Here is a 21,603-nt window from a genome sequence, read left to right as displayed (position 1 = left end):
CATATTTCACTTGGGAAGGAAGATGGAATTGATGAAAAATTTGCTCGAAAAGGCAACCGCAATGATGCTGGCATTGGTCCTACTGCTTGGATTAATGACAGCGCCCGTTCATGCAGACACACCATTGTTCACCATCGAAAGCGAAGATGCGCAGCTCACCCCGGATCTTCAAGTGGTTACTTCAATCTATGGGCAACCCAAGCCCGGATTCTCAGGGGCCGGATTTGTCTGGATGCAGAACTCTGGCACATTAACCTTCACAGTAACTGTCCCGGAAACCGGCATGTACGCGATCTCCACACGATATATGCAGGAGCTCAGTGCAGATGGCAGGTCACAAAATTTAATCGTAAATGGTGTTACGAAAGGGGCGTACATGCTGCCTTACACGACAACATGGTCAGACTTCGATTTTGGCTTTCACAAGCTGAATCAGGGTGCCAACACGATTGAACTGAAGGCTGGCTGGGGCTTCGCGTATTTTGATACTTTTACAGTGGATCATGCTGATCTGGATCCCCTGAATGTGCAGCCAGTTCTCACTGATCCTGAAGCTACACCGGAAACTCAAATTTTGATGAATTATTTAACGGAGGTATACGGAAACAACATTATTTCTGGTCAGCAAGAGATCTACGGAGGAGGGAATGACGGAGATACAGAGCTTGAATTCGAGTGGATTCATGATCTTACTGGAAAGTATCCGGCAATCCGTGGCTTTGATCTGATGAACTATAATCCGTTGTATGGTTGGGAGGACGGTACAACCGATCGTATGATTGATTGGGTGAATAACCGTGAAGGTATTGCAACAGCTTCCTGGCATATCAATGTGCCTCGTAATTTCAATACGTATGAGCTTGGGGACTTTGTGGATTGGAAAGAGGCGACCTACAAGCCAACAGAAACGAATTTTAATACAGCCAATGCGGTAATTCCCGGTACCAAAGAGTATCAATACGTGATGATGACCATCGAGGATCTGGCAGAACAATTGCTGATTTTGCAAGATAACGATGTGCCAGTGCTTTTCCGTCCGTATCATGAAGCAGAAGGCAACGGCGGGCTGAACGGGGAAGGTGCATGGTTCTGGTGGGCTTCGGCAGGCGCAGAAGTGTACAAAGAGCTATGGGATCTGCTGTATACCGAACTGACCGAGACGTATGGCTTGCACAATCTGATCTGGACCTACAACAGCTACGTATACAGCACTTCTCCTGCCTGGTATCCGGGCGATGATCAGGTAGATCTTGTCGGATATGATAAATACAATACGATCTACAACCGTTATGACGGTTTGTCCGGCGTACCGAATGAAGATGCGATTACCTCGATTTTCTATAAGCTTGTTGAGTTGACGAACGGTACGAAAATGGTAGCCATGACGGAGAACGACACGATTCCAAGTGTGAAAAATCTTACAGAGGAGAAATCAGGATGGCTGTACTTCTGTCCTTGGTATGGCGAGCATCTGATGAGTTCTGCTTTTAATTACCCGGCAACATTGAAAACGCTTTATCAAAGTGATTATGTCATTACGTTGGATGAGCTGCCAAATCTAAAGGTTAACAATCCCAATCCCAGTGCATCCATCACACCTGGAAACGTCGAATTTGACAAATACACACCCAATCAAAGCGATAAAACCGTAACCGTGAATGCAAACGGCAATACGCTAACTGCTCTCCGGGCAGGTAACAATGCGTTGACCGCAACGACAGACTATACCTTGAACGGAAGCACATTGCTGTTGAAAAAAGCTTATCTGGCAACCCTGCCAGTTGGCGAGCATTCGATTGTTCTGGACTTTAATCAAGGTCAGGACCCTGTGTTAAAAGTCAAAATTGTGGATTCAACACCGGGTACAAATGCTGTGATTTCTCCTGTGAATGCAACATTTGATAAAGCGACGAATTCAGCACAGGATATTACCGTATCTCTCACCTTAAACGGCCGTCAGCTTACAGGCATCACAAAGGGGAATGTTACACTTGTATCAGGTCAGAATTATACAGCATCCAGCTCTGCTGTTGTTCTGAACAAATCCTATCTTGCTACACTACCGCTGGGCCAGAACGTATTGACCTTTCACTTCAATGGAGGAAATAACGCTGTGTTAACGGTGAACGTCGTAGATAGCACGGTTACTGTGCCAGCGGGTGATTTGACGATTCAATCTTTTAACGGCAATACAAGTGCATCCACCAACGGCGTCTCACCCAAGTTCAAATTGGTCAACTCAGGCAATTCGGATATTCCGTTAAGTGATGTAAAACTTCGGTATTACTATACAATTGACGGGGAGGAAGCTCAGAGTTTCTGGTCCGACTGGGCCAGTATGGGCAGTGCGAATGTAACGAGCAATTTCGTTAAACTGGCGACTCCAGTTACCGGAGCGGATCATTATCTTGAAGTGGGTTTTACAAGTGCGGCGGGATCACTGAATGCGGGCCAGAGCGCAGAGATTCAAACGCGCTTTTCCAAAAATAATTGGTCGAATTACACTCAGACTAACGATTACTCGTTCAAGGCAACCGGTAGTCAGTTCGCAAACCATGATAAGGTTACCGGGTATGTGAACGGTCAGCTGGTATGGGGGATTGAGCCGTAAAGGTAGATAGCACGTTTAATGGGCTGGATCAGGGTTTGAACCTCTGATTCAGCCTTTTTATGGTGTAGAAGGTGTACACCGATTAGACGGAATGTTCTTTTTCACTTGTAGTATGTGACGACGTATCCACGTCTGTTAATATGCGATCTATTATCTTTTTCGTATGGCCCATAATGAACTGAAGAAGTACACCTGCACAACATACGGTTATCAACGTTCCAACCCCGATTGGCCCACTGAGCAGAAACGCCAGAATTAAAAATACAAGGTAAATGAACGTTCTCGATACAAATAAGGGTGTTTGAGTGATTTCATGCAAGATTAATGTTAAGCGGTCAATCGGAATGGGTGCAAAATTGGTCTGTAAATAAATTGCCGTGCCGATACTTATGATCACTAAACCAATGACAAAAGTCATTAATTTGCTGTACCAAACTTCGGGTGTGATCAAGGAATCAGATACATAAAGCCAGATATCAATCCCCACACCAGTAATGAATGCAGTGACGAGACCCAGGAACTCGGGTTTTTGCTGCTTCAAAAGCGAATTACATCCAATTAATAGGAAAGCAATGATGACCTCCCAGCTTCCTACACTAAGCCCTACATGATGTGACAGCCCTACCAGAAGCGCATCAAACGGTGAGGTGCCCAGTTCAGATTGGATGGTAAGGGAAATGCCAAGTGTTAAGATGAGAATACCTGCGACAAAAAGTACATATTTCAAATTCATTCAACCTCTTTTTTGATATTATGTTGCAAATACAACAAAATTGAGCTAAATTTAATGTAACCCTTTTTTAGTGCATTTGCAACAAACGATTAACTTGTTAAAGGAATGTGAATATAGATGACGATTCGTATAGAGAGATGTACCATTGAACATGTATGTGAACTGCAGGAGATTAGTTATGAGACGTTTAATGAAACGTTTAAAGCGCAAAATTCACCCGAAAATATGAAAGCTTATCTGGAAAAGGCGTTTAATCGGGAGCGATTAGAAACTGAACTGTCCATAGCGGATTCACAATTTCTTTTTATTTATGTCAACCATAAAGTGGCAGGATACATGAAGGTGAATATCAATGATGCTCAGACGGAGAATATGGGTGTGGAATCCCTTGAGATCGAGCGTGTGTACATCAAGAAAGAGTTCCAAAAACATGGCTTGGGTAAGGTACTGCTCCATAAAGCCATAGAGATGGCAACAGAACAACACAAAACGAATATCTGGTTAGGCGTGTGGGAGAAAAATGAAAATGCCATTGCATTTTATGAAAAGGTGGGTTTTGTACAGACAGGAGCCCATGCTTTTTACATGGGAGATGAGAAACAGATTGATTTTATAATGACCAAAAAGATATTGTAACTGGATCATCGAGTGAAAAGCTTGGGAGAAAAATGCTATTGAGCAGAATTCTTTCAGGCTTTTTTATGTTTTGTCAGAACCGTTGAATCATTAAATGAAGAAATCGACGAATGTTAATACATAATAAATATTATGTAAACTTATTATTTTCGATGACCTTCATAAGCTGCATCTATGGCTTTAGTAAAAGTTAAAGGCCTGATTAATACATAACTGGCAGTATAATTTTGCTCAATAATCGTGAAGGTAATAGGCTGATCTCAAGGGTCATCAACACAATTTATTAGTTTATTTCTACGTTTGGACAGTCAGCCGAAAATCGTTTTCGTTCGTAGTTTGTTAGATAGCGTTACGTTCTTAATAATCAGTATATAAGTTGTATATACCTCATGTTAAAAGAACTTTTTGCTCATGAAACAGCGTGTTAATTCACAATGTTGAATTATTCAGTTTTCGAGCGGAAAATGGAAATTAAAATTAATATTTCAAGTGAGAAATCAGGTGGATTGGACTCTTAAAACCAGCCGAAAAAAGGAGCGAAATCGATCAATATATTAATTGGATAAATAAGTTATAAATCGTTAAAAAGGCGCTACTACGCTGATTATAGATCAATTTCATATGGATTTGCGATGGATTTAGTACCGCTTTCACGTTATGCTTTTGGAAATTGGAAAGGAAGTGGGAAAAATGGAACGCGAACTGGCGTTGGAAATTGTCAGAGTAACAGAATTGGCTGCGTTAGCTTCAGCACCCTGGATGGGACGAGGCGACAAGAACAGTGCAGATGAAGCGGCTACTTTGGCCATGCGCGCCATGTTCGATTCCGTGTCCATTCGCGGCACGGTGGTAATCGGTGAAGGAGAAATGGATGAAGCACCCATGTTGTACATCGGCGAGGAAGTAGGCAACGCTGAGGGGCCTGAGGTTGACGTGGCTGTAGACCCGCTCGAAGGTACAGAAATCGTGGCCAAAGGACTAAACAACGCTCTATCGGTTATTGCAGTGGCGGGAAAAGGTAACCTGCTCCACGCACCGGACATGTATATGGAGAAACTGGCGGTAGGGCCTGCGCTTGTAGGCAAGGTCAGCATTGAAGACCCGGTTGAAGTCACACTGGAGAAAGCCGCTGCTGCATTGAACAAAAACATCTCGGACCTCACTGTGATGATTCTGGATCGTGTGCGACACGAGAGTACCATCAAGACGCTACGCAAGGTTGGCGTACGGATCAAGTTTCTCAGTGACGGTGATGTTGCGGGTGCGATGGCACCGGCCTTCCCGGAGGCGGGCATTGATCTGTATGTCGGATCTGGAGGAGCGCCAGAAGGTGTGCTGGCTGCCGCAGCGCTATCTTGCCTTGGGGGTGAGATCCAAGGTCGTCTGATGCCTGCCAACGCAGACGAATTCCAGCGCTGCTTGCAGATGGGGATCGATAATCCCTACAAAGTGTTAACGATGCAGGATATGATCGGCACGGAGGATGTCATTTTTGCCGCAACGGGTGTGACGCCAGGTGAGATCTTGGGAGGGGTACGATATCTTGCGGATGATCGTGCCGAGACGGATTCGATAGTTATGCGTGCCAAAACCAAAACAATTCGGTTTATTCGTTCCCAACACTTCCTGCCGAACAAAGAAGTGTTGCACAAAGTAAGACAGCTCCAATCCACGCCAGAACCCTCGGATCGCATTCCGAGTCATGCGAAAACGATGGAGCAAGCTGAGTTTAGTCAATCCTCCGTTGATCTTGGCGTTACAACGACGTTGTGAGCTGCACTCCCCATAATTGAACAAACAGGATCAACTGAAATCGTTGTATTTAAGGTTGATAAGTAACTTGAACCCCTAAGATTACAGGGCACGGATTCAATGAAAGTACCATCTCTGGCAAGATAATAATGAGGGCTTGGATTAACCCGAGCTCTCATTATTTTTTGTGTCAAAAGCATTGACAACGGTTACATGGCATGAGAAAATGTACGCGCGTACATAAATATCGATTTTTAATTATTACATCATTAATAGGTGAGCTAGAAGGGGGTGAAATTCATGGCATCTCGTAAAGAAGTGGCTGATCTTGCGGGTGTTTCCGAGGCGACGGTCTCCCGGGTGCTTAATGGGGTAGGTCCTATTAAAGAAGAGACACGCCGCAAGGTTCTTGAAGCTTCCGAACAGTTAGGCTATGTGCCCAGCGCGCTTGCTCGCAGTTTTGCCAGAAGTAAAAGCGGAAACCTTGGCGTGGTATTACCTTATGTTCCGAAGGCGCATCTGTTCTCGGCGTATTTCTTCTCGGAAATGCTGAGTGGGATTGGTAGCAAAGCCAGAGACAATAGCATGGACCTGTTGGTTATGTTCCGAACACCCGGTGAAGTGATGAATTATACGGATCTGTTCCGGCGTCAGAAAGTGGATGCCTGCATTATCCTTGGTGCCAGAGATGATCATGAAGAACTGGCGGCCATGCAGCAACTTCATCAGGAAGGACACCCATTCTGTGTCATGAATCAGCATTTTGAGGGCCAATCGTTCACGGAAGTGGATGCGGATCATGTGGAAGGAAGCAGACTTGCCATACGTCATCTTACGGATCAGGGGTATCGCAAAATCGCTTTTCTCAATGGTCCAGACAGCTATTCCAACAGCCAGGAGCGAATGGAAGGCGTTTGTCTTGGCCTGCAAGAAGCAGGTATGGAGCTGGAGCCGAGTCTATTGCTTAAAGGGAATTATAGTAGAAGAAGTGGCATTGAGGCGGCAGCGATTGTAGCAGATCGCCTACATGAGATTGATGCTGTATTTGCGGCCAATGACCGGATGGCCATTGGTGTCATGCATGGTTTACGTGAGCGGGGAATAGGGCCTGCGGATTTTCCTGCATTTGTGGGTTATGACGACTCCGATGCCGCCGAGATGGCGGTTCCGCCGCTGAGCAGCGTCAGGGTTCCATTTTTTGAGATGGGTGAACTTGCAGTATCGAAGCTTATGCATGGGTCTGTGGGTGATACACATGAAGCGAATAACTCTGTTGTAGCGGTACCCAAATCTGCGAGAGCGTTGTTGCCTACCGAACTGATTATCCGTGCTTCTTCTATCCGTCAATAGTTTATTGGTACACATATTGAAAGACTTTTTATTATTCCAAAGGAGGAAATGATCATGTCAAATCGTCTTCGTGTCGGAATGGTTGGATACAAGTTTATGGGGAAGGCCCACAGTAATGCCTATCGCAGTCTGCCGATGTTTTTCCCGTCTGCTCCGTTGCAGCCTGAGATGTCTGTGATCTGTGGACGTAACGAGCAAGGAGTTCAAGAGGCGGCGAATCAGTTCGGCTGGTCCGAAAGTGTGACTGATTGGCGTGAACTAGTGAAGCGGGATGATATCGATCTGATTGATATTAACGCGCCAAGTGATGCCCATAAGGAAATTGCGTTGGAAGCAGCTCGTCAGGGCAAACATCTGTTTTGTGAGAAACCACTGGCCCTGTCGCTTGCGGATTCGCGCGAGATGCTTCAGGCAGCAGAGGATGCTGGAGTCGCACATATGGTCGGGTTCAACTACCGTTTCTCACCAGCGGTGCAATTAGCGAAGGATCTGGTGGAGAGCGGACGACTGGGTAAGATCTATCATTTCCGTGCTTTTTTCTTGCAGGACTGGATCATGGATCCTTCGTTCCCGCTGGTATGGCGTTTACAAAAAGAAGTGGCTGGCTCCGGTTCCCATGGGGATCTGGGCGCGCACTTAATCGATCTGGCTCGTTTCCTTGTTGGTGAATTTCAGGAAGTCATCGGCATGAGCGAAACCTTCATCAAAGAAAGACCACTTGCAGCAGAGATGACCGGGCTGAGTGCCAAGGGCAGTTCGAATGCGGATGCACCGAAAGGAGAAGTGACCGTCGACGACGCTACGTTGTTCCTGGCAAGATTCGCAGGAGGTGCGCTGGGCAGCTTCGAGGCTACACGTTTTGCAGCGGGGCATCGGAGTACAAACTCGTTTGAGATTAACGGCAGTCTCGGCAGTGTACGATTTGATTTTGAACGGATGAATGAACTGGAAGTCTATTTCACAAAGGATGAAGAGGACGTACAGGGATTCCGCCGTGTACTGGCAACCGATCCGGCACATAAATATGCTGAAGCTTGGTGGCCTGCCGGACATACGATTGGATTCGAGCACACGTTCACCCATGAAATGCTGGAGCTGGTGACAGCGATCTCTGAAGGACGCCAACCATCACCGAGTTTCCACGACGGGGTCGCTTGTCAGGCTGTACTGGAAGCAGTAGAACGTTCGGTAACAGAACGGCGCTGGGTGACGCTTGAAGAGATGTGAGCAAGCAAGACAGTGACGTCAGAAATAAGGTTGAACACATAAAACTAGGCGAAAGCGAGTGAATAAACGATGAGTAAAGCACTGATTGTATGGGGCGGCTGGGATGGACATGAACCGGAGCAGGTAGCAGCGATTTTTGAACGTATTTTGAAGGAAGAGCAGTTTGAGGTTGAAGTCTCGAATACGTTGGAGTCTTATGCGGATGCAGAGAAGCTGATGGGTCTGGATCTGATCGTGCCGTTGTGGACGATGGGACAGATTGAGCAGGAACTGGTCAATAACGTATCAGCGGCTGTCCAGAGCGGTGTGGGCTTGGCTGGTCTTCATGGCGGGATGTGTGATGCCTTCCGAAATAACGTAGATTGGCAGTTTATGACGGGTGGACAATGGGTTGCCCATCCAGGTAACGATGGTGTGGAGTATATGGTGAACATGAAGCGCGGCTCTAGCCCGTTATTGGATCATATTGAAGATTTTCAGGTAAAAAGTGAACAGTACTACCTGCACGTAGATCCGGCAGTGGAAGTGCTGGCAACAACTCGTTTCCCAGTGGTGACTGGTCCGCATGCAGCGAATGGCCCCGTAGATATGCCTGTTGTCTGGACGAAACGCTGGGGCGCAGGGCGGGTATTCTACAACTCCCTGGGACACCATGCAGACATTGTAGACATGAAACCCGTGACTGAAATGATGCGTAGTGGATTCAAATGGACAGCAGCAGGCAAAGAGCTTGCCAAGAGTCGAGTAAGTGCATCAACCGAAGTGTACACAGGTATGGCGGACAACCAGAACTAATGAGATTGTAGTTGGATTGCAAACGTAACTTCAGTGTTAACCATTCATCCTCAATGGATAAACCATTTCTGATCCACGGCGAAGGGAGCCCCAGGTATGAAAACAATGAAAGTAGGCATTATTGGCTGCGGTAAAATCAGCGGTATTTATATGGAAAACTGTCACCGGTTCGAGGTGCTGGAACTTGTTGCTGTTGCGGATCTCGACCGGAAACGTGCCGAGGAGCAGGCAGCAGCCTATAACGTGCCTAACGTATACAGCGTCGACGAAATCTTGGCTGATCCCGAGATTGAGCTGATCATCAACCTGACGATTCCTTCCGTTCATGCGGATGTATGCTTGCGGGCACTTGAATCTGGCAAACATGTTTATGTAGAAAAACCGCTCGCGGTTACCCGTGAAGAAGGGCAGGCCGTGCTCGAAACAGCGAAGCGTAAAGGATTGCTTGTGGGCTGTGCACCAGAAACGTTCTTTGGTTCAGGTATCCAGACTTCACTTCAATTGGTGGAAGAAGGGGTAATCGGCAAGCCGGTGGCGGCGACCGCATTTATGATGAGCCGTGGTCATGAGCACTGGCACCCAGATCCGGAGTTTTATTACGCGTCAGGCGGTGGGCCAATGTTTGACATGGGTCCGTACTACCTCACGGCATTGGTCCAACTGATGGGACCGATCAAGTCAATTGCAGGCATGACAGGTAAGGCCATGGAAGAACGGACGATTACGAGTGAGAAAAAGAGAGGTCAGACGGTTCCCGTCGAAATTCCAACTCACGTTACCGGTCTGTTACAGTTTGAACAGGGAGCCATTGGCACACTGATTACAAGTTTTGACGTATTTGGCGGAAGTGCATTGCCACCGATTGAGATATATGGCACGCACGGTACATTGCAGGTACCTGATCCCAATACCTTCGGCGGTCCAGTTCGTTACCGTTTGTTAGGTGAACATGAATGGACGGAAGTTCCACTTCTCCCAGGATATCAGGAAAATACACGCGGCATCGGTGTGGCAGATATGGCCTATGCAGCACATAGTGGACGTGCACACCGTGCGAGTGGGGAACTGGCATACCACGTACTTGAGGCCATGTGGGCATTCCACGATTCATCGGATGAACAGACGTTCTACCAGATGAAAAGTTCATGTCAGCGCCCGGCTGCGTTGCCGGTGGACCTGCCATTGTATACATTGGATAAATAAGATAGCCATTATGCTTTATATCATGACGAACAGCCCTTTTCCTTCGAACAAGGAAAGGGGCTGTTTTTTATTAAATCAAAAAAATCTGGGATAACAGCGATCGGAAGGTTGTTCTGTCATCGGAGTGACCAGTGTAAATATTCTTTAGTTCAATTTGTATAGCCGATTAAGGCTCAAATCCCGCCTGACTGATCCAAATCTCATCCTCGGCAAAAACGTTTTTCATCCGCTGAACCACAGTCTGATACGCATCTGGATGATACCAGTGCTCCATCCCCACTTCTTGATAAATCGACTCCATGCCGAGTCGCCGGGTTCGCTTGCCCTCGCTGCCATCGCCCATGAAATAATCGTCAATGCATACACGCTGAACCAGAGGTCTCAAGATGGCAGCAAACTGTTCACTGCTGGGTAATACGGGAGCAATCGCAACCTGCGTGGGTATTCCGGCATCCCGCAACTGTTCCAGTGCACGTAATCGGCCTGCAATCGGGGGAGCGGAAGGACTGAAATGCTTGCGCATATCGTCCAGATCCGTCTCCACCGTCATGCTGACCCGAACCCGGTTACCTAACTGTTGTAGCAGATCTATATCCCGGGTAACGAGTGGACTGCGGGTCTGGACTAATACAAAATCGGGCGGATGCTGTAACATGGTTTCAAGCAATGAACGCGTGATACACTCCTTGTATTCGGCGGGTTGATACGGGTCGGTACTGGATGACATGAACAGAGTGACTTTCCCTTTGGTCTGGGCACGCTGCAACTCTTTGGCGAACACCCGGGAGGCCTCTTGTTTTACATCCACCCAGCTTCCCCAATCCTCTTTACGAAATAGGGAGACAGGCATCTGTCTGACATAACAATAAGAACAACCGAAGGCGCAGCCTGTGTAAGGATTCATTGTATGTGTATAGCCATTAAGGAACCCTGTCCCCTTGTTGAGTAACGTTTTGGGTACTTTGTAAGTAAGATTTGTCTTCATAAGTTCTCATGCCTTTCGCGGTAGTGTGCAGGTGTGAGACCTGTGTGTTTGCGAAATACAGTAATGAAATAAGCTGAGTTAGGTATACCGACATGGCGGCCAATATCGGTGACGGTAAGTCCGGTATGTTCAAGCAACTTCCGGGCTTCGGTAATTCGTTTATCCTGAATATATTGAACCGGTGTGCGGCCTGTAATCCGCTTGAACACACGATGCAGATGATATGGACTGCCATGACTTACAGTGGCTAGGACATCCAAGGTTAGAGGTTGGGCGTAATGATGTTCGATGTAATCCGTGATCCCGTATATCCACTCCTGATCAGGTACCCGCTCTCCTGTAGGTTTGCAACGTTTGCAGGGTCTGAACTTTAATGCTAACGCTTCTTCAACATGTTGAAATATCAGCACATTTTCAGCTTTGGGTGCTCTGGACTTACAAGAAGGTCGGCAAAAGATACCCGTTGTCTGCACACCGTAAAAGAACGTTCCATCATAAGAATTATCGTTGTGGATGATGGCGTGCCAGTATTTTTCATCTATAGATTTGGGCAGTATGCGATCTTGATCTGGACTTTCCACGGTGATCACCTCATCTTTAATTATACCCCTGATTCCAAGGGAATGACGAAGTTTAAACTTAAAAAGCAAGATATCAATATTTGGGGATATGGCTCCTTCCTTCAATCTGAACGAAATATGAGCTACAATATACAGAATGGAAGTGGTTTATATCTCAAATGAAATTTATAGATGAAAGAGGTAGGTAAGCATGGTTCGTTTTGGAGTAGTGGGTACCAACTGGATTACAGAAAGGCTTCTTGAAGCCGCAGCACAGGTTGAAGGATTCAAATTAACCGCCGTGTATTCAAGAACTGAAGATAAGGCTAATGCATTCGCAGATAAATATGATGTTGAACACCGCTTCACCGATCTGGAAGAGTTGGCGGCAAGTGATGTGATTGATGCAGTCTACATCGCAACACCGAATACGGTTCATGCGGAGCAGGCTGAGCTTTTTCTGAGAAACGGTAAACATGTATTGTGCGAGAAACCTCTGGCTGCAAATAGCGCCGAAGTTCGGAGTATGATCGATACTGCACGAGAACACGAGGTTCTGCTCATGGAAGCGATGAAATCGACCCTTGTTCCCCAGTTCAAAATGGTGCAGAAGAGCCTGCATAAAATCGGTCCTGTCCGCAAATACGTAGCAGGATACTCTCAGTATTCTTCGCGTTACGACAAGTACAAAGAGGGGATTGTCCTGAACGCGTTCAAGCCTGAACTCGCTAATGGGGCGTTAATGGATCTCGGTGTGTATTGTCTCTATCCATTGATTACGTTGTTCGGTGAACCTAACCGGGTTCAATCCCAAGCGATGATGCTGAAATCTGGCGTGGATGGACAAGGTAGTGTGCTGCTGGACTATGATGGGATGGATGCGGTCGTTACATACTCCAAAATCTCCAACTCTCATCTACCAAGCGAAATCATGGGTGAGCTTGGCAGCATCATCATTGACAAGATTGGCTCACCGGAACATGCAGAGATACGTTACAATGACGGTACGGTGGAGCAGCTCACAGTCAAACAAAACCATCCGGCGATGTATTATGAAGTGGAGGAGTTCGTGAATCTGGTTGAGCAGGGCCAAAAGGAGTCTGACATGAACACGTATGAACGCTCTTATGTGACGATGCAGGTTATGGATCAGATTCGGAAGCAGATTGGGCTTGTGTTCCCTAACGATTGATTCAAGCGCAGGAAAGGAAGCTGAGACGAGATGAGCAGAGATGAGCAGAGCAACAGTAAAGAAGTGCAGAAGAACAGTAGAGAAGATCAGCAGTCCAATGATTCTGGAGGTTTGGAACTGAAACAGATCGTTTTCATAGGAAGAACCTTCGAAGAATATATGAAGATGTTCAACCTGAAGGTGGACGAGATTAATGGCAAGTCTATTCTGGATTGTCCAGGTGGAGCATGTTCGTTCAGTAGCCAGGTGCGCAAGTTGGGTGCTGATCCCGTGGCCGTGGATATTGCCTACGAATACGAGATCGACGAGCTTGAAGTAAAGGGATTTCAGGACATTGAGCATACGATGAAACAGATGGAACCCGTGCAAGGGATATATGTGTGGGATCAATTTGGATCAATCCAGGGGTTAAAGGAAGAACGAACTCGTGCCATCACAGATTGCATCGCAGATATGAGAATGTTTCCTGACCGTTATGTGGCGTCTGTGCTCCCGGATCTACCCTTTGCCGATGAACAATTCGATCTGACGTTATCCGCCCATTTCCTGTTTACTTATGCGGATCGATTGGATGTTGATTTTCATGTTGCAACCATAATGGAGCTGCTGCGTGTGAGCAAACGAGAGGTTCGCATTTTTCCAACAGTGGATCTGTCTGGCGAACGTTACAAGCACATGGATGAGTTGAAATTAATACTCGAAGAACGTGGGTGTACGGTATCCGAAGAACCAACTTCATATGAGTTTCAACGGAATGCTCATACCATGCTTCAAATTGTTAAACATAATCGAACAAGATAGGAGGTTTTTTGGATGAATAAAGTTCTTATACTTGGGGGTACACGTTTTTTCGGTAAACGTCTGGTGGATCACTTGTTGTGGGAAGGAAAGTCTCAGATCACAGTCGCAACTCGTGGTAAAACGGATGTTGACTTCGGACCCGAAGTAAACCGAATCAAGATGGATCGTGAAGACCCGGAATCTCTGGCAGAGGTTGCGCAGACAGACATGTGGGATGTCGTGTACGACAATATCTGTTATTCCCCAGATGCGGCGAAAGCGGCATGTGAAGCTTTTGCAGGACGCACCAAAAGATACGTTCTTACATCCACACTCTCGGTATACGGTGATCCCCGACCTGGATTTAAGGAAACGGATTTTGACCCGTATACATATCCATTGCAGTATGGGAGTGCGGAGGATTTTTCGTATGGAGAAGGCAAACGGCTTGCGGAGGCTGTATTTTTCCAGGAAGCGGATTTCCCGGTTGTGGCGATGCGCATTCCCATTGTACTCGGGATTGATGATTATACGAGAAGACTTCATTTTCATATTGAACATGTGCAAAAAGGAAAACCGATCGGCATGCCAAATCCGGATGCGGAGATTGGATTTATCAATTCCACAGAAGCGGCAAGATTTCTCGCTTGGCTTGGACATTCGTCCATTACCGGTCCGGTGAATGCAGCTTCCAAGGGTGCGATTACGCTGTCAGCCATGATACATCTGATCGAGACGGTCACGGGCATGCAGTCCCAGATCCTCACGGAAACGGTGAAAGAGGACATGTCACCCTTCGGAATTGAGCAATCATGGACGATGGAGACGACCAAAGCTGAACAAGCGGGATATACGTTCGAAGCTCTGATGGACTGGTTCCCGGGACTCGTTCGTGAGGTCGCTCTTGCATTACAGTCGGAGCGGTAGAATATCGGCTCGGATGGAACTGAAGGAAACGACGAGTCTGAATGAAACAGACGAACCAAACGGCTCGAACGACGGATTATTTCAGCGAATGAACTTCAAACAGGGTGCAACCAGAGCGTAATCTCCGGTGCACCCTGTTTATGTTGTACATTTTTCGAATTTGAACAGGACCTAATCCAGATAAGTTGGACTAATCATTTACACGATAATATTTAGTCAACTCACGCGCTTAACTCTATTTTTGCTTACGTGGAGCAGTAGCTGAAGCCCGTATGCGCAGTTCTGACGGTAGAATGACGGTTTGGGCTTCGGAAGGGGACTTACCCTCAATTCGGTCAATCAGCATCTGTACGCCCTGAAACCCAAATTCATATGCTGGCTGTGCAGCTACAGTCAGGAAAGGATCGAAGGCAGAAGCCAGATCCAGATCGTCGAAACACACAACAGAAATGTCTTCTGGTACACGTAGTCCCCGTTTGCGCAAAAGCCGAATGACCCCAATCGCCAGCATGTTGTTGGCTGCAAAAATGGCTGTTGGTTGATTTGGTTGAGAGAGTAGTCGATCGAGTCCCTCTACATCACTGAAATCCCGGTACCCGGTTCGAAGCACAAGCTCGGGATCAATATCAGCTCCGGCCTCTCGTAAACCCGCTATATAACCTTCCTCCCGCAGTCTGGCGGTAGAAACCTCCGAAGAACCATTGACCAGTGCAATGCGCCGGTGGCCCAATTGCACCAGATATCGGATCAGAGCAATCGCGCCTTCCCGGCTATCTCCAGCAATGATATCTGACGTAATGCCAGGTACGGTGCGGTCTAGAAAGACAAACGGAATGTGACGTTCCTGCAGCTGTTTCAGATGTTGGAGAGAACGATCTCCCGCTGGGGCAAAGAGTACACCATCCACACGAGTAGACAGAATCGCATCTACATAATCCTTTTCCTTTTTGTAATCCTCGTCACTATTGCCGAATAAAAGACGGTACCCACGAAGATGGGCTGCATCTTCAGCACCACGCGCCAGTGTTGTATAAAAAGGGTTGGTAATATCCGTAATAAGCAGGGAGAGCATCTGGGTTCGTTGAAGCACAAGGCTGCGTGCATTGGAGTTCGGGATGTAACCCAGTTCGTCGATCACCTGTTGCACACGTTCACGTGTCGCGGAACTTATACGGCCTGTATGATTAATGACCTTGGAGACCGTCATGGCGGAGACGTTGGCTTTTTTGGCAATATCGTAAATGGTAATCATTAGAATCTAACCTTTCCGCAACTTAGTCTTACCATTCTATAGGATAATGTCAATTGACAGCAAGATAGGCTCGTGCTATGTTAGGGTTACCGATAACCCTAAAGGGTTCTGAACGTCTTTACTACATAAACCATTTCGTTGAATTCGCTCATGCACGTTCCATTTTCTTGAATAGAGGAACTACATACATAGCTAATTAATGAAATGGTTTATTGTTATTTTTTTAAATATGTAAACGCATTCAAACTAAAATAAGGCTCTTGGCAATCTGTGTATGCAGTTCTTGTATACCATTCGGGTATCGGTTGTATTTCCTTCATTATTTCATTCCAATCAATGCATATGAATCAGACAGAAGGTTTCTCAATTCAACCCAAATTCTATGAAACGAATTGAAGGAGGACATTCCAGTATGACACATCAGGATTATCGTTATAAACAGGCTTTCCCCAAGATTGGTATTCGTCCCACGATTGATGGAAGACGCAAAGGCGTTCGGGAGTCACTGGAAGAACAAACGATGCGGATGGCGACATCTGTTGCCGAGTTGCTTGCAGCAGAACTACGTTATCCTGACGGGTCCGCAGTGGAGTGTGTTGTGGCTGAGACCTGTATTGGCGGAGTAGCTGAGGCGGCCGCAGCATCAGAACTATTCAGCCGTTCCAACGTGGGCGTAACGATCACCGTGACACCGTGCTGGTGTTATGGTACGGAAACGATGGATATGTCACCATCCATTCCTACAGCCATCTGGGGTTTTAACGGGACTGAACGTCCGGGTGCAGTCTATCTGGCAGCGGTACTTTCTGCTCATGCACAGAAGGGGATTCCTGCCTTTGGAATCTATGGAGAGGATGTTCAAGACGGCGGGGATACAACAATTCCCGAGGACGTGCGTGAGAAATTGCTCCGGTTCAGCCGCGCGGGTCTTGCAGCCGCGACCTTGAAAGGGCAAGCGTATCTGTCCATTGGATCGGTATCCATGGGGATTGCAGGTTCGATTGTGAACGATTCATTTTTCCAAGAGTATCTGGGCATGAGGAACGAATATGTGGATATGAGCGAATTGACTCGTCGTATCGAAGAAGAAATCTATGACCCCGAGGAGTATAAGCTCGCACTGGCCTGGGTGAAGGAGAATTGTAACGAAGGTCCGGACAACAACGCTGCCCATCTGCAAACGGATCGCAAACGCAAAGAGTACGAATGGGAAACCGTTGTGAAAATGACCCAAATCGTGCGTGACTTGATGGCGGGCAACCCAAGATTGGCAGAGCTTGGTTTTACAGAGGAATCGATGGGTCACCACGCGATTGTATCCGGCTTCCAAGGGCAACGGCAGTGGACGGATCATTCACCTAACGGAGATTTTCTGGAGTCGATATTAAACTCTTCCTTTGACTGGAATGGCAAACGTGCGCCTTATCTGGTTGCAACGGAGAATGACAGCCTGAACGGGGTATCGATGTTATTCGGTTCGTTGCTGACGCATACGGCACAGATCTTTGCTGATGTGCGGACGTATTGGAGTCCGGATTCGGTACAGCGTGTGACGGGGCACCAGTTGGAAGGAAACGCAAAGGACGGCATTCTGCATCTAATCAACTCTGGTTCGGCAGCCTTGGATGGCACTGGACAACAGTCCAGAGATGGTAAGCCTGTACTCAAGCCATTCTGGGAAATTACAGATGAGGAAGTTCAGGACTGCCTGAAAGCAACATCGTGGAGACCGGCATCCGTAGAGTATTTCCGCGGGGGCGGCTATTCAGCGGATTTCCTGACCAAAGGCGGCATGCCTGTAACGATGACACGTCTGAATCTGGTCAAAGGACTGGGACCAGTGCTGCAAATCGCTCAGGGTTACACGGTCGATCTGCCTGAAGATGTACATGATACGCTGGATCAGCGGACAGATCCAACCTGGCCATCCACCTGGTTTGCTCCTGTTCTAACTGGAGCGGGAGCTTTTACTTCCGTATACGAGGTCATGAATCAATGGGGCGCTAACCATGGCTCCATCTCGTATGGACACATCGGTGCTGATCTGATTACGCTTGCTTCCATGCTTCGCATTCCGGTAAATATGCATAATGTACCTGAAACGGAAATTTTCCGTCCGCGTGCATGGGGGTTGTTCGGCACAAGTGAGCCGGAGGGCGCAGACTACCGTGCTTGCAGTGTGTTTGGCCCGTTGTATCGTTAAATAAAGTTCCATTCCTGTCAAACGCCATGTTCCTTGTGAAATGAGGTAACATGGCGTTCTCTTGAAAACTGTGTTCAGAACTCGAATACGGCTTATCGCGTAGAGTTAAGGAGGCTTGAAAGAATGGGCGATCAAGCAACACACGTGCTTGCTGCCGATTACGGCGCTGGGAGTGGACGCGTAGTCCGGGGTTCTTTTGATGGAAGCAGACTCTCGTTACAAGAAGTGCATCGATTCAACAACGAACCCGTGCAACTGGGGGATGGACTGTATTGGGATTTCTTGCGACTTTTTCATGAATTAAAACAAGGCATTGTGAAAGGGACGCAAGGCGTCTCTCCATCGGTCCGTTCTATAGCAGTGGATACGTGGGGAGTGGACTATGGACTGGTGGATGGTGCGGGAAGGTTGTGCTCGAACCCGCGTCACTATCGGGAAGCACGCAACGCACAGTGGATGGAAGAAGTTCTGCACATGGTGAAAGATGAAGAACTGTATGCCATGTCCGGCGTTTTGCCGCAGCAGATCAATACAGTATTTCAACTACTAGGCAGTGTACGAGAGCAGGCCGAAGGTTTGCGTACGGATGTGCGCATGTTATTTATGCCGGATTTATTTCACTATTATCTATCCGGTCAGAAGGCTTGTGAGTATACGATTGCAAGTACTAGCGGGCTGTTGCATGCAGGCGAGGCGCGTTGGAATGAACATCTGATCGGGCGTCTCGGTATACCGGAAACATTATTTCCAAAACTCGTTCAACCGGGTACCGTGCTGGGCGATCTAACAAATGAGTTGTGCGCCGAGTTACGGACTGGACCGATGCAGGTAGTCTCTGTGGGCTCACATGATACGGCATCTGCCTTGGCAGCGATTCCTGCAATGGATTCGGATTTTGCTTTTATCAGCTGTGGTACCTGGTCTCTTATGGGGGTGGAGCGTGATACACCTGTATTGGATAACCGAAGTCGTGCATTAGGATTCACCAATGAAGGGACGGTAAGTGGAAAAGTACGCACCTTGAAAAATCGTTCAGGCTTGTGGTTGCTACAGGAATGCAAACGACAGTGGGAGCGGGAGAATCAACCTTTTACACATGAAGAACTGATTCAATTGGCTACCTTGGCAACGCCGCATCAAAGTTATGTATCGCCGGGAGATGGCGTGTATTTGGCGCCAGGAAATATGTCTGAACGAATACGGCAACAATGCAGTCTCACCGGACAGACTGTGCCTGAAACGACTGGAGCGATTGTGCGCTGCATTCTGGAAAGTCTTGCATTGGAATTCAGACAGACGCTGGATGAATTGCAGTTGATTACAGGTACAAGACCTCGTGTCATTCATATGGTTGGTGGCGGTGTGCACAATCGACTATTATGCCAGTTTACAGCCAATGCAGCCGGTGTCCCGGTAGTGGCAGGCCCGGCAGAGGCGACTTCAGCCGGGAATTGCATGCTGCAATTCCTTGCGCATGGAGAAGTGAGTAGCTTGGCCGAGGTACGGGAGGTCATGGCTGCTTCCTTTTCCCCCGAGACCTATGAGCCTGAGGATACAGAGCTGTGGCAGGAAGCTTATGAAAACTACCAAAGTCTGAATCAAATCAAAAGGTAATGAACAGATTCAATGCAATGAGCATTGACGCAAAATGCTAAAAAGAAAAGTATGAGGAGTGGTGAGCAACATGTCTGAACAGCAAGTAAGGGAAGAGTTGACGAAGTATGCACGTAGAGCAGTTGCCCAAGGGTTGGTGGTAGGACCCGGTGGGAATCTGAGCGCTCGCTCTGGGGGAACAATGTTGTTGTCTCCGAGTGGTTATGCACTTGAGGATCTGGAGCCTGACGAATGGATCGCCATTGATATCGAGACAGGAGAGACTCGTGCGGGATCAACACGTCCATCTTCCGAAGTATTGATGCATCTGTACAGTTATCGTGTGAATCCTGATATCCAAGCCATTGTGCATACGCACCCGGCATACACGATCGCACTTAGTCTCGTTTTCGATGAATTGCCACACTTGTTCCCTGATCAGTCCGCCTTGGTAGGTGATATCGGATTTGTTCCATATGTTCTACCAACGACGAAACTACTTGCCGATGCAGTCTCAGCAAAGGTAGAAGAACATACGGCACTCATTCTCGTCAATCACGGATTGGTTACGACCGGTAAAAACCTCCGCGAAGCCTATTACCGCACTCAGGTGGTGGAAGAAAGTGCGAAAGTATATATGATCGCCAAAGTAGCCGGGGAACCCAAAGTGCTTACTGCCGAAGAATATAAGGAAATTCAATCGCTTGAAAGTGAAGCCTACCGTGTGCAGTTATTGCAACAACTCAAGTCCTGATACCTGATTTGAGTATTAATGATTACATTTGTGATCTTAAAAGATTGCTACGTTAAGGGCAGATTGCATCCTCCAGATAAACGCTGGAATAAAGGATGTGAAATGCTCTTTTTTAATTTTGATTTTGAATTGAAAAGGTGCACAGTATAGCTGAGGGAATAATTCGCACTATTTCGATGAGAATTGTTGAAATTATGATGTCTGCAAGGTATACTAACGTTAATCATCAGTGAGTAACAACTACGAAGAAGATTAAAAAACAATTAAGTATCTAAGAGGGGTGAGATCAGTGGGTCCTGAGCTAAACGAAATGGAGTTGGAATACGAACTGCTAAAGCAGCTTCGAGACGCTAATGCTCCCATCGGGGCCAGTACGTTGGTTCATACTTTGGGCAAAACGTATGGTCTGAGTCAGGCAACCATCGGAAGAAGACTTATGGAGATGGATGTTGAAGGTTTTACAGTTCTGGAAGGTCGAAAGGGAAGAACTTTGACCGAACATGGTCTGGATCGAATGAAGACGTTGGAAAAAGATTTGCAGCAACAAAGCGTGAATTCACAGTTAATTCAGATGCTGAACCATTCCGGGGAAAAGGCTCTGCTAGATGTTCTCGTTGCCAGAAGGGCTCTTGAACGGGAGATCGCTTCCCTCGCAGCACAGCGTGCCTCGAAAGAATACATAGTACTGTTGCAAGCATCGATTGCGAACCAGCATGAATTGCTTTCCAAGAATATTATACCATACGAGGAGGACCGGGAGTTCCACAGATTGCTGGCTTATGCTGCGCAAAACCAAATTCTTCTGCACGCCGTTGAACTGGTATGGGAGACAAGCCGCGATTTTCTGGAAACCGCGTATATTCGCCGGAGAGTAGGAAGCGAATTAGTTGTGGATCATCAGCAGATTCTGGATGCTATTGTAGCGGGCTCTCCGGAGCAGGCTGAAGCGGCAATGGTGAATCATATCAACCAAATGATCGATGATGTCAAACGTTATTTCGCCATGCAAAACCAATAACATTCCTTAGAAACAGACCCGGTGATAAAGGA

General features: G+C 47.2%; 18 protein-coding genes. 14 read left to right on the top strand and 4 right to left on the bottom strand.

Going from position 1 to position 21,603, the window contains the following annotated elements; translation table 11 throughout:
- The first annotated feature begins 31 nt into the window (after positions 1-31).
- Entirely contained in the window at positions 32-2,611 is a 2,580-nt protein-coding gene (locus CXK86_RS13895; protein ID WP_101313862.1) for a X2-like carbohydrate binding domain-containing protein, read from the top strand.
- An 82-nt stretch (positions 2,612-2,693) separates the two neighbouring features.
- Here the strand turns inward: CXK86_RS13895 and CXK86_RS13890 are convergent, their stop codons facing one another.
- Entirely contained in the window at positions 2,694-3,338 is a 645-nt protein-coding gene (locus CXK86_RS13890) for a YczE/YyaS/YitT family protein (RefSeq protein ID WP_076250639.1), read from the bottom strand.
- A gap of 123 nt (positions 3,339-3,461) precedes the next feature.
- Between CXK86_RS13890 and paiA the strand changes: the two genes are divergently transcribed.
- From paiA to CXK86_RS13860, 6 genes are all read left to right on the top strand, one after another.
- Positions 3,462-3,980 (top strand): spermidine/spermine N(1)-acetyltransferase, encoded by a 519-nt coding sequence (gene paiA / locus CXK86_RS13885; protein ID WP_076250355.1) that lies wholly within the window; start codon positions 3,462-3,464, stop codon positions 3,978-3,980.
- Between the two features lie 690 nt (positions 3,981-4,670).
- Positions 4,671-5,753: a class II fructose-bisphosphatase gene (glpX, locus tag CXK86_RS13880; protein ID WP_036613775.1), complete on the top strand. Its 1,083-nt coding sequence runs from the start codon at positions 4,671-4,673 to the stop codon at positions 5,751-5,753.
- A 279-nt stretch (positions 5,754-6,032) separates the two neighbouring features.
- Complete coding sequence (locus CXK86_RS13875) at positions 6,033-7,082, top strand: LacI family DNA-binding transcriptional regulator (RefSeq protein WP_036613777.1); 1,050 nt, start codon at positions 6,033-6,035, stop codon at positions 7,080-7,082.
- Between the two features lie 54 nt (positions 7,083-7,136).
- Positions 7,137-8,309 (top strand): Gfo/Idh/MocA family protein, encoded by a 1,173-nt coding sequence (locus CXK86_RS13870; protein WP_036613779.1) that lies wholly within the window; start codon positions 7,137-7,139, stop codon positions 8,307-8,309.
- 69 nt (positions 8,310-8,378) lie between these two features.
- Positions 8,379-9,104 (top strand): ThuA domain-containing protein, encoded by a 726-nt coding sequence (locus tag CXK86_RS13865; protein ID WP_076250357.1) that lies wholly within the window; start codon positions 8,379-8,381, stop codon positions 9,102-9,104.
- Between the two features lie 96 nt (positions 9,105-9,200).
- Positions 9,201-10,307, top strand: coding sequence for a Gfo/Idh/MocA family protein (locus tag CXK86_RS13860; RefSeq protein ID WP_047843312.1), 1,107 nt, complete (start codon positions 9,201-9,203; stop codon positions 10,305-10,307).
- A 166-nt stretch (positions 10,308-10,473) separates the two neighbouring features.
- Here the strand turns inward: CXK86_RS13860 and CXK86_RS13855 are convergent, their stop codons facing one another.
- Positions 10,474-11,292: an SPL family radical SAM protein gene (locus CXK86_RS13855; RefSeq protein WP_076250360.1), complete on the bottom strand. Its 819-nt coding sequence runs from the start codon at positions 11,290-11,292 to the stop codon at positions 10,474-10,476.
- On the bottom strand, positions 11,289-11,873 hold the full coding sequence (locus CXK86_RS13850; protein ID WP_076250362.1) for a bifunctional transcriptional activator/DNA repair enzyme AdaA: 585 nt from the start codon (positions 11,871-11,873) through the stop codon (positions 11,289-11,291). Before CXK86_RS13850 ends, CXK86_RS13855 begins: the two co-directional genes overlap by 4 nt.
- Before the next feature lie 190 nt (positions 11,874-12,063).
- Here CXK86_RS13850 and CXK86_RS13845 point away from each other — a divergent pair, with 190 nt between their 5' ends.
- The 3 genes from CXK86_RS13845 to CXK86_RS13835 are packed head-to-tail and all read left to right on the top strand — an operon-like array spanning position 12,064 to position 14,751.
- Positions 12,064-13,044, top strand: coding sequence for a Gfo/Idh/MocA family protein (locus CXK86_RS13845; RefSeq protein WP_076250364.1), 981 nt, complete (start codon positions 12,064-12,066; stop codon positions 13,042-13,044).
- A gap of 30 nt (positions 13,045-13,074) precedes the next feature.
- Positions 13,075-13,845 (top strand): SAM-dependent methyltransferase, encoded by a 771-nt coding sequence (locus CXK86_RS13840; protein WP_083684356.1) that lies wholly within the window; start codon positions 13,075-13,077, stop codon positions 13,843-13,845.
- 12 nt (positions 13,846-13,857) lie between these two features.
- The gene (locus CXK86_RS13835; protein WP_076250366.1) at positions 13,858-14,751 is read left to right on the top strand and encodes an NAD-dependent epimerase/dehydratase family protein; all 894 of its coding nucleotides are present in this window, start codon (positions 13,858-13,860) and stop codon (positions 14,749-14,751) included.
- 235 nt (positions 14,752-14,986) lie between these two features.
- Here CXK86_RS13835 and CXK86_RS13830 read toward each other — a convergent pair whose 3' ends face one another.
- Positions 14,987-16,003, bottom strand: coding sequence for a LacI family DNA-binding transcriptional regulator (locus tag CXK86_RS13830; protein WP_076250368.1), 1,017 nt, complete (start codon positions 16,001-16,003; stop codon positions 14,987-14,989).
- 412 nt (positions 16,004-16,415) lie between these two features.
- On the opposite strand from CXK86_RS13830, the gene CXK86_RS13825 reads away from it, so the two are divergent.
- The 4 genes from CXK86_RS13825 to CXK86_RS13810 all read left to right on the top strand — a co-directional run bounded on the left by CXK86_RS13825 (position 16,416) and on the right by CXK86_RS13810 (position 21,571).
- Positions 16,416-18,206, top strand: coding sequence for an L-fucose isomerase (locus tag CXK86_RS13825; RefSeq protein WP_076250370.1), 1,791 nt, complete (start codon positions 16,416-16,418; stop codon positions 18,204-18,206).
- Between the two features lie 123 nt (positions 18,207-18,329).
- Entirely contained in the window at positions 18,330-19,820 is a 1,491-nt protein-coding gene (locus CXK86_RS13820; RefSeq protein WP_076250372.1) for a rhamnulokinase, read from the top strand.
- Positions 19,821-19,890: 70 nt separating this feature from the next.
- Positions 19,891-20,553: a class II aldolase/adducin family protein gene (locus CXK86_RS13815; protein WP_076250375.1), complete on the top strand. Its 663-nt coding sequence runs from the start codon at positions 19,891-19,893 to the stop codon at positions 20,551-20,553.
- Between the two features lie 289 nt (positions 20,554-20,842).
- Complete coding sequence (locus CXK86_RS13810) at positions 20,843-21,571, top strand: FCD domain-containing protein (RefSeq protein ID WP_256719991.1); 729 nt, start codon at positions 20,843-20,845, stop codon at positions 21,569-21,571.
- Positions 21,572-21,603: the final 32 nt, after the last annotated feature.

This window comes from Paenibacillus sp. BGI2013, assembly GCF_002843485.1.
Classification (GTDB): Bacteria; Bacillota; Bacilli; order Paenibacillales; family Paenibacillaceae; genus Paenibacillus; species Paenibacillus amylolyticus.
This window is presented reverse-complemented; position numbering and strand designations above follow the sequence as displayed.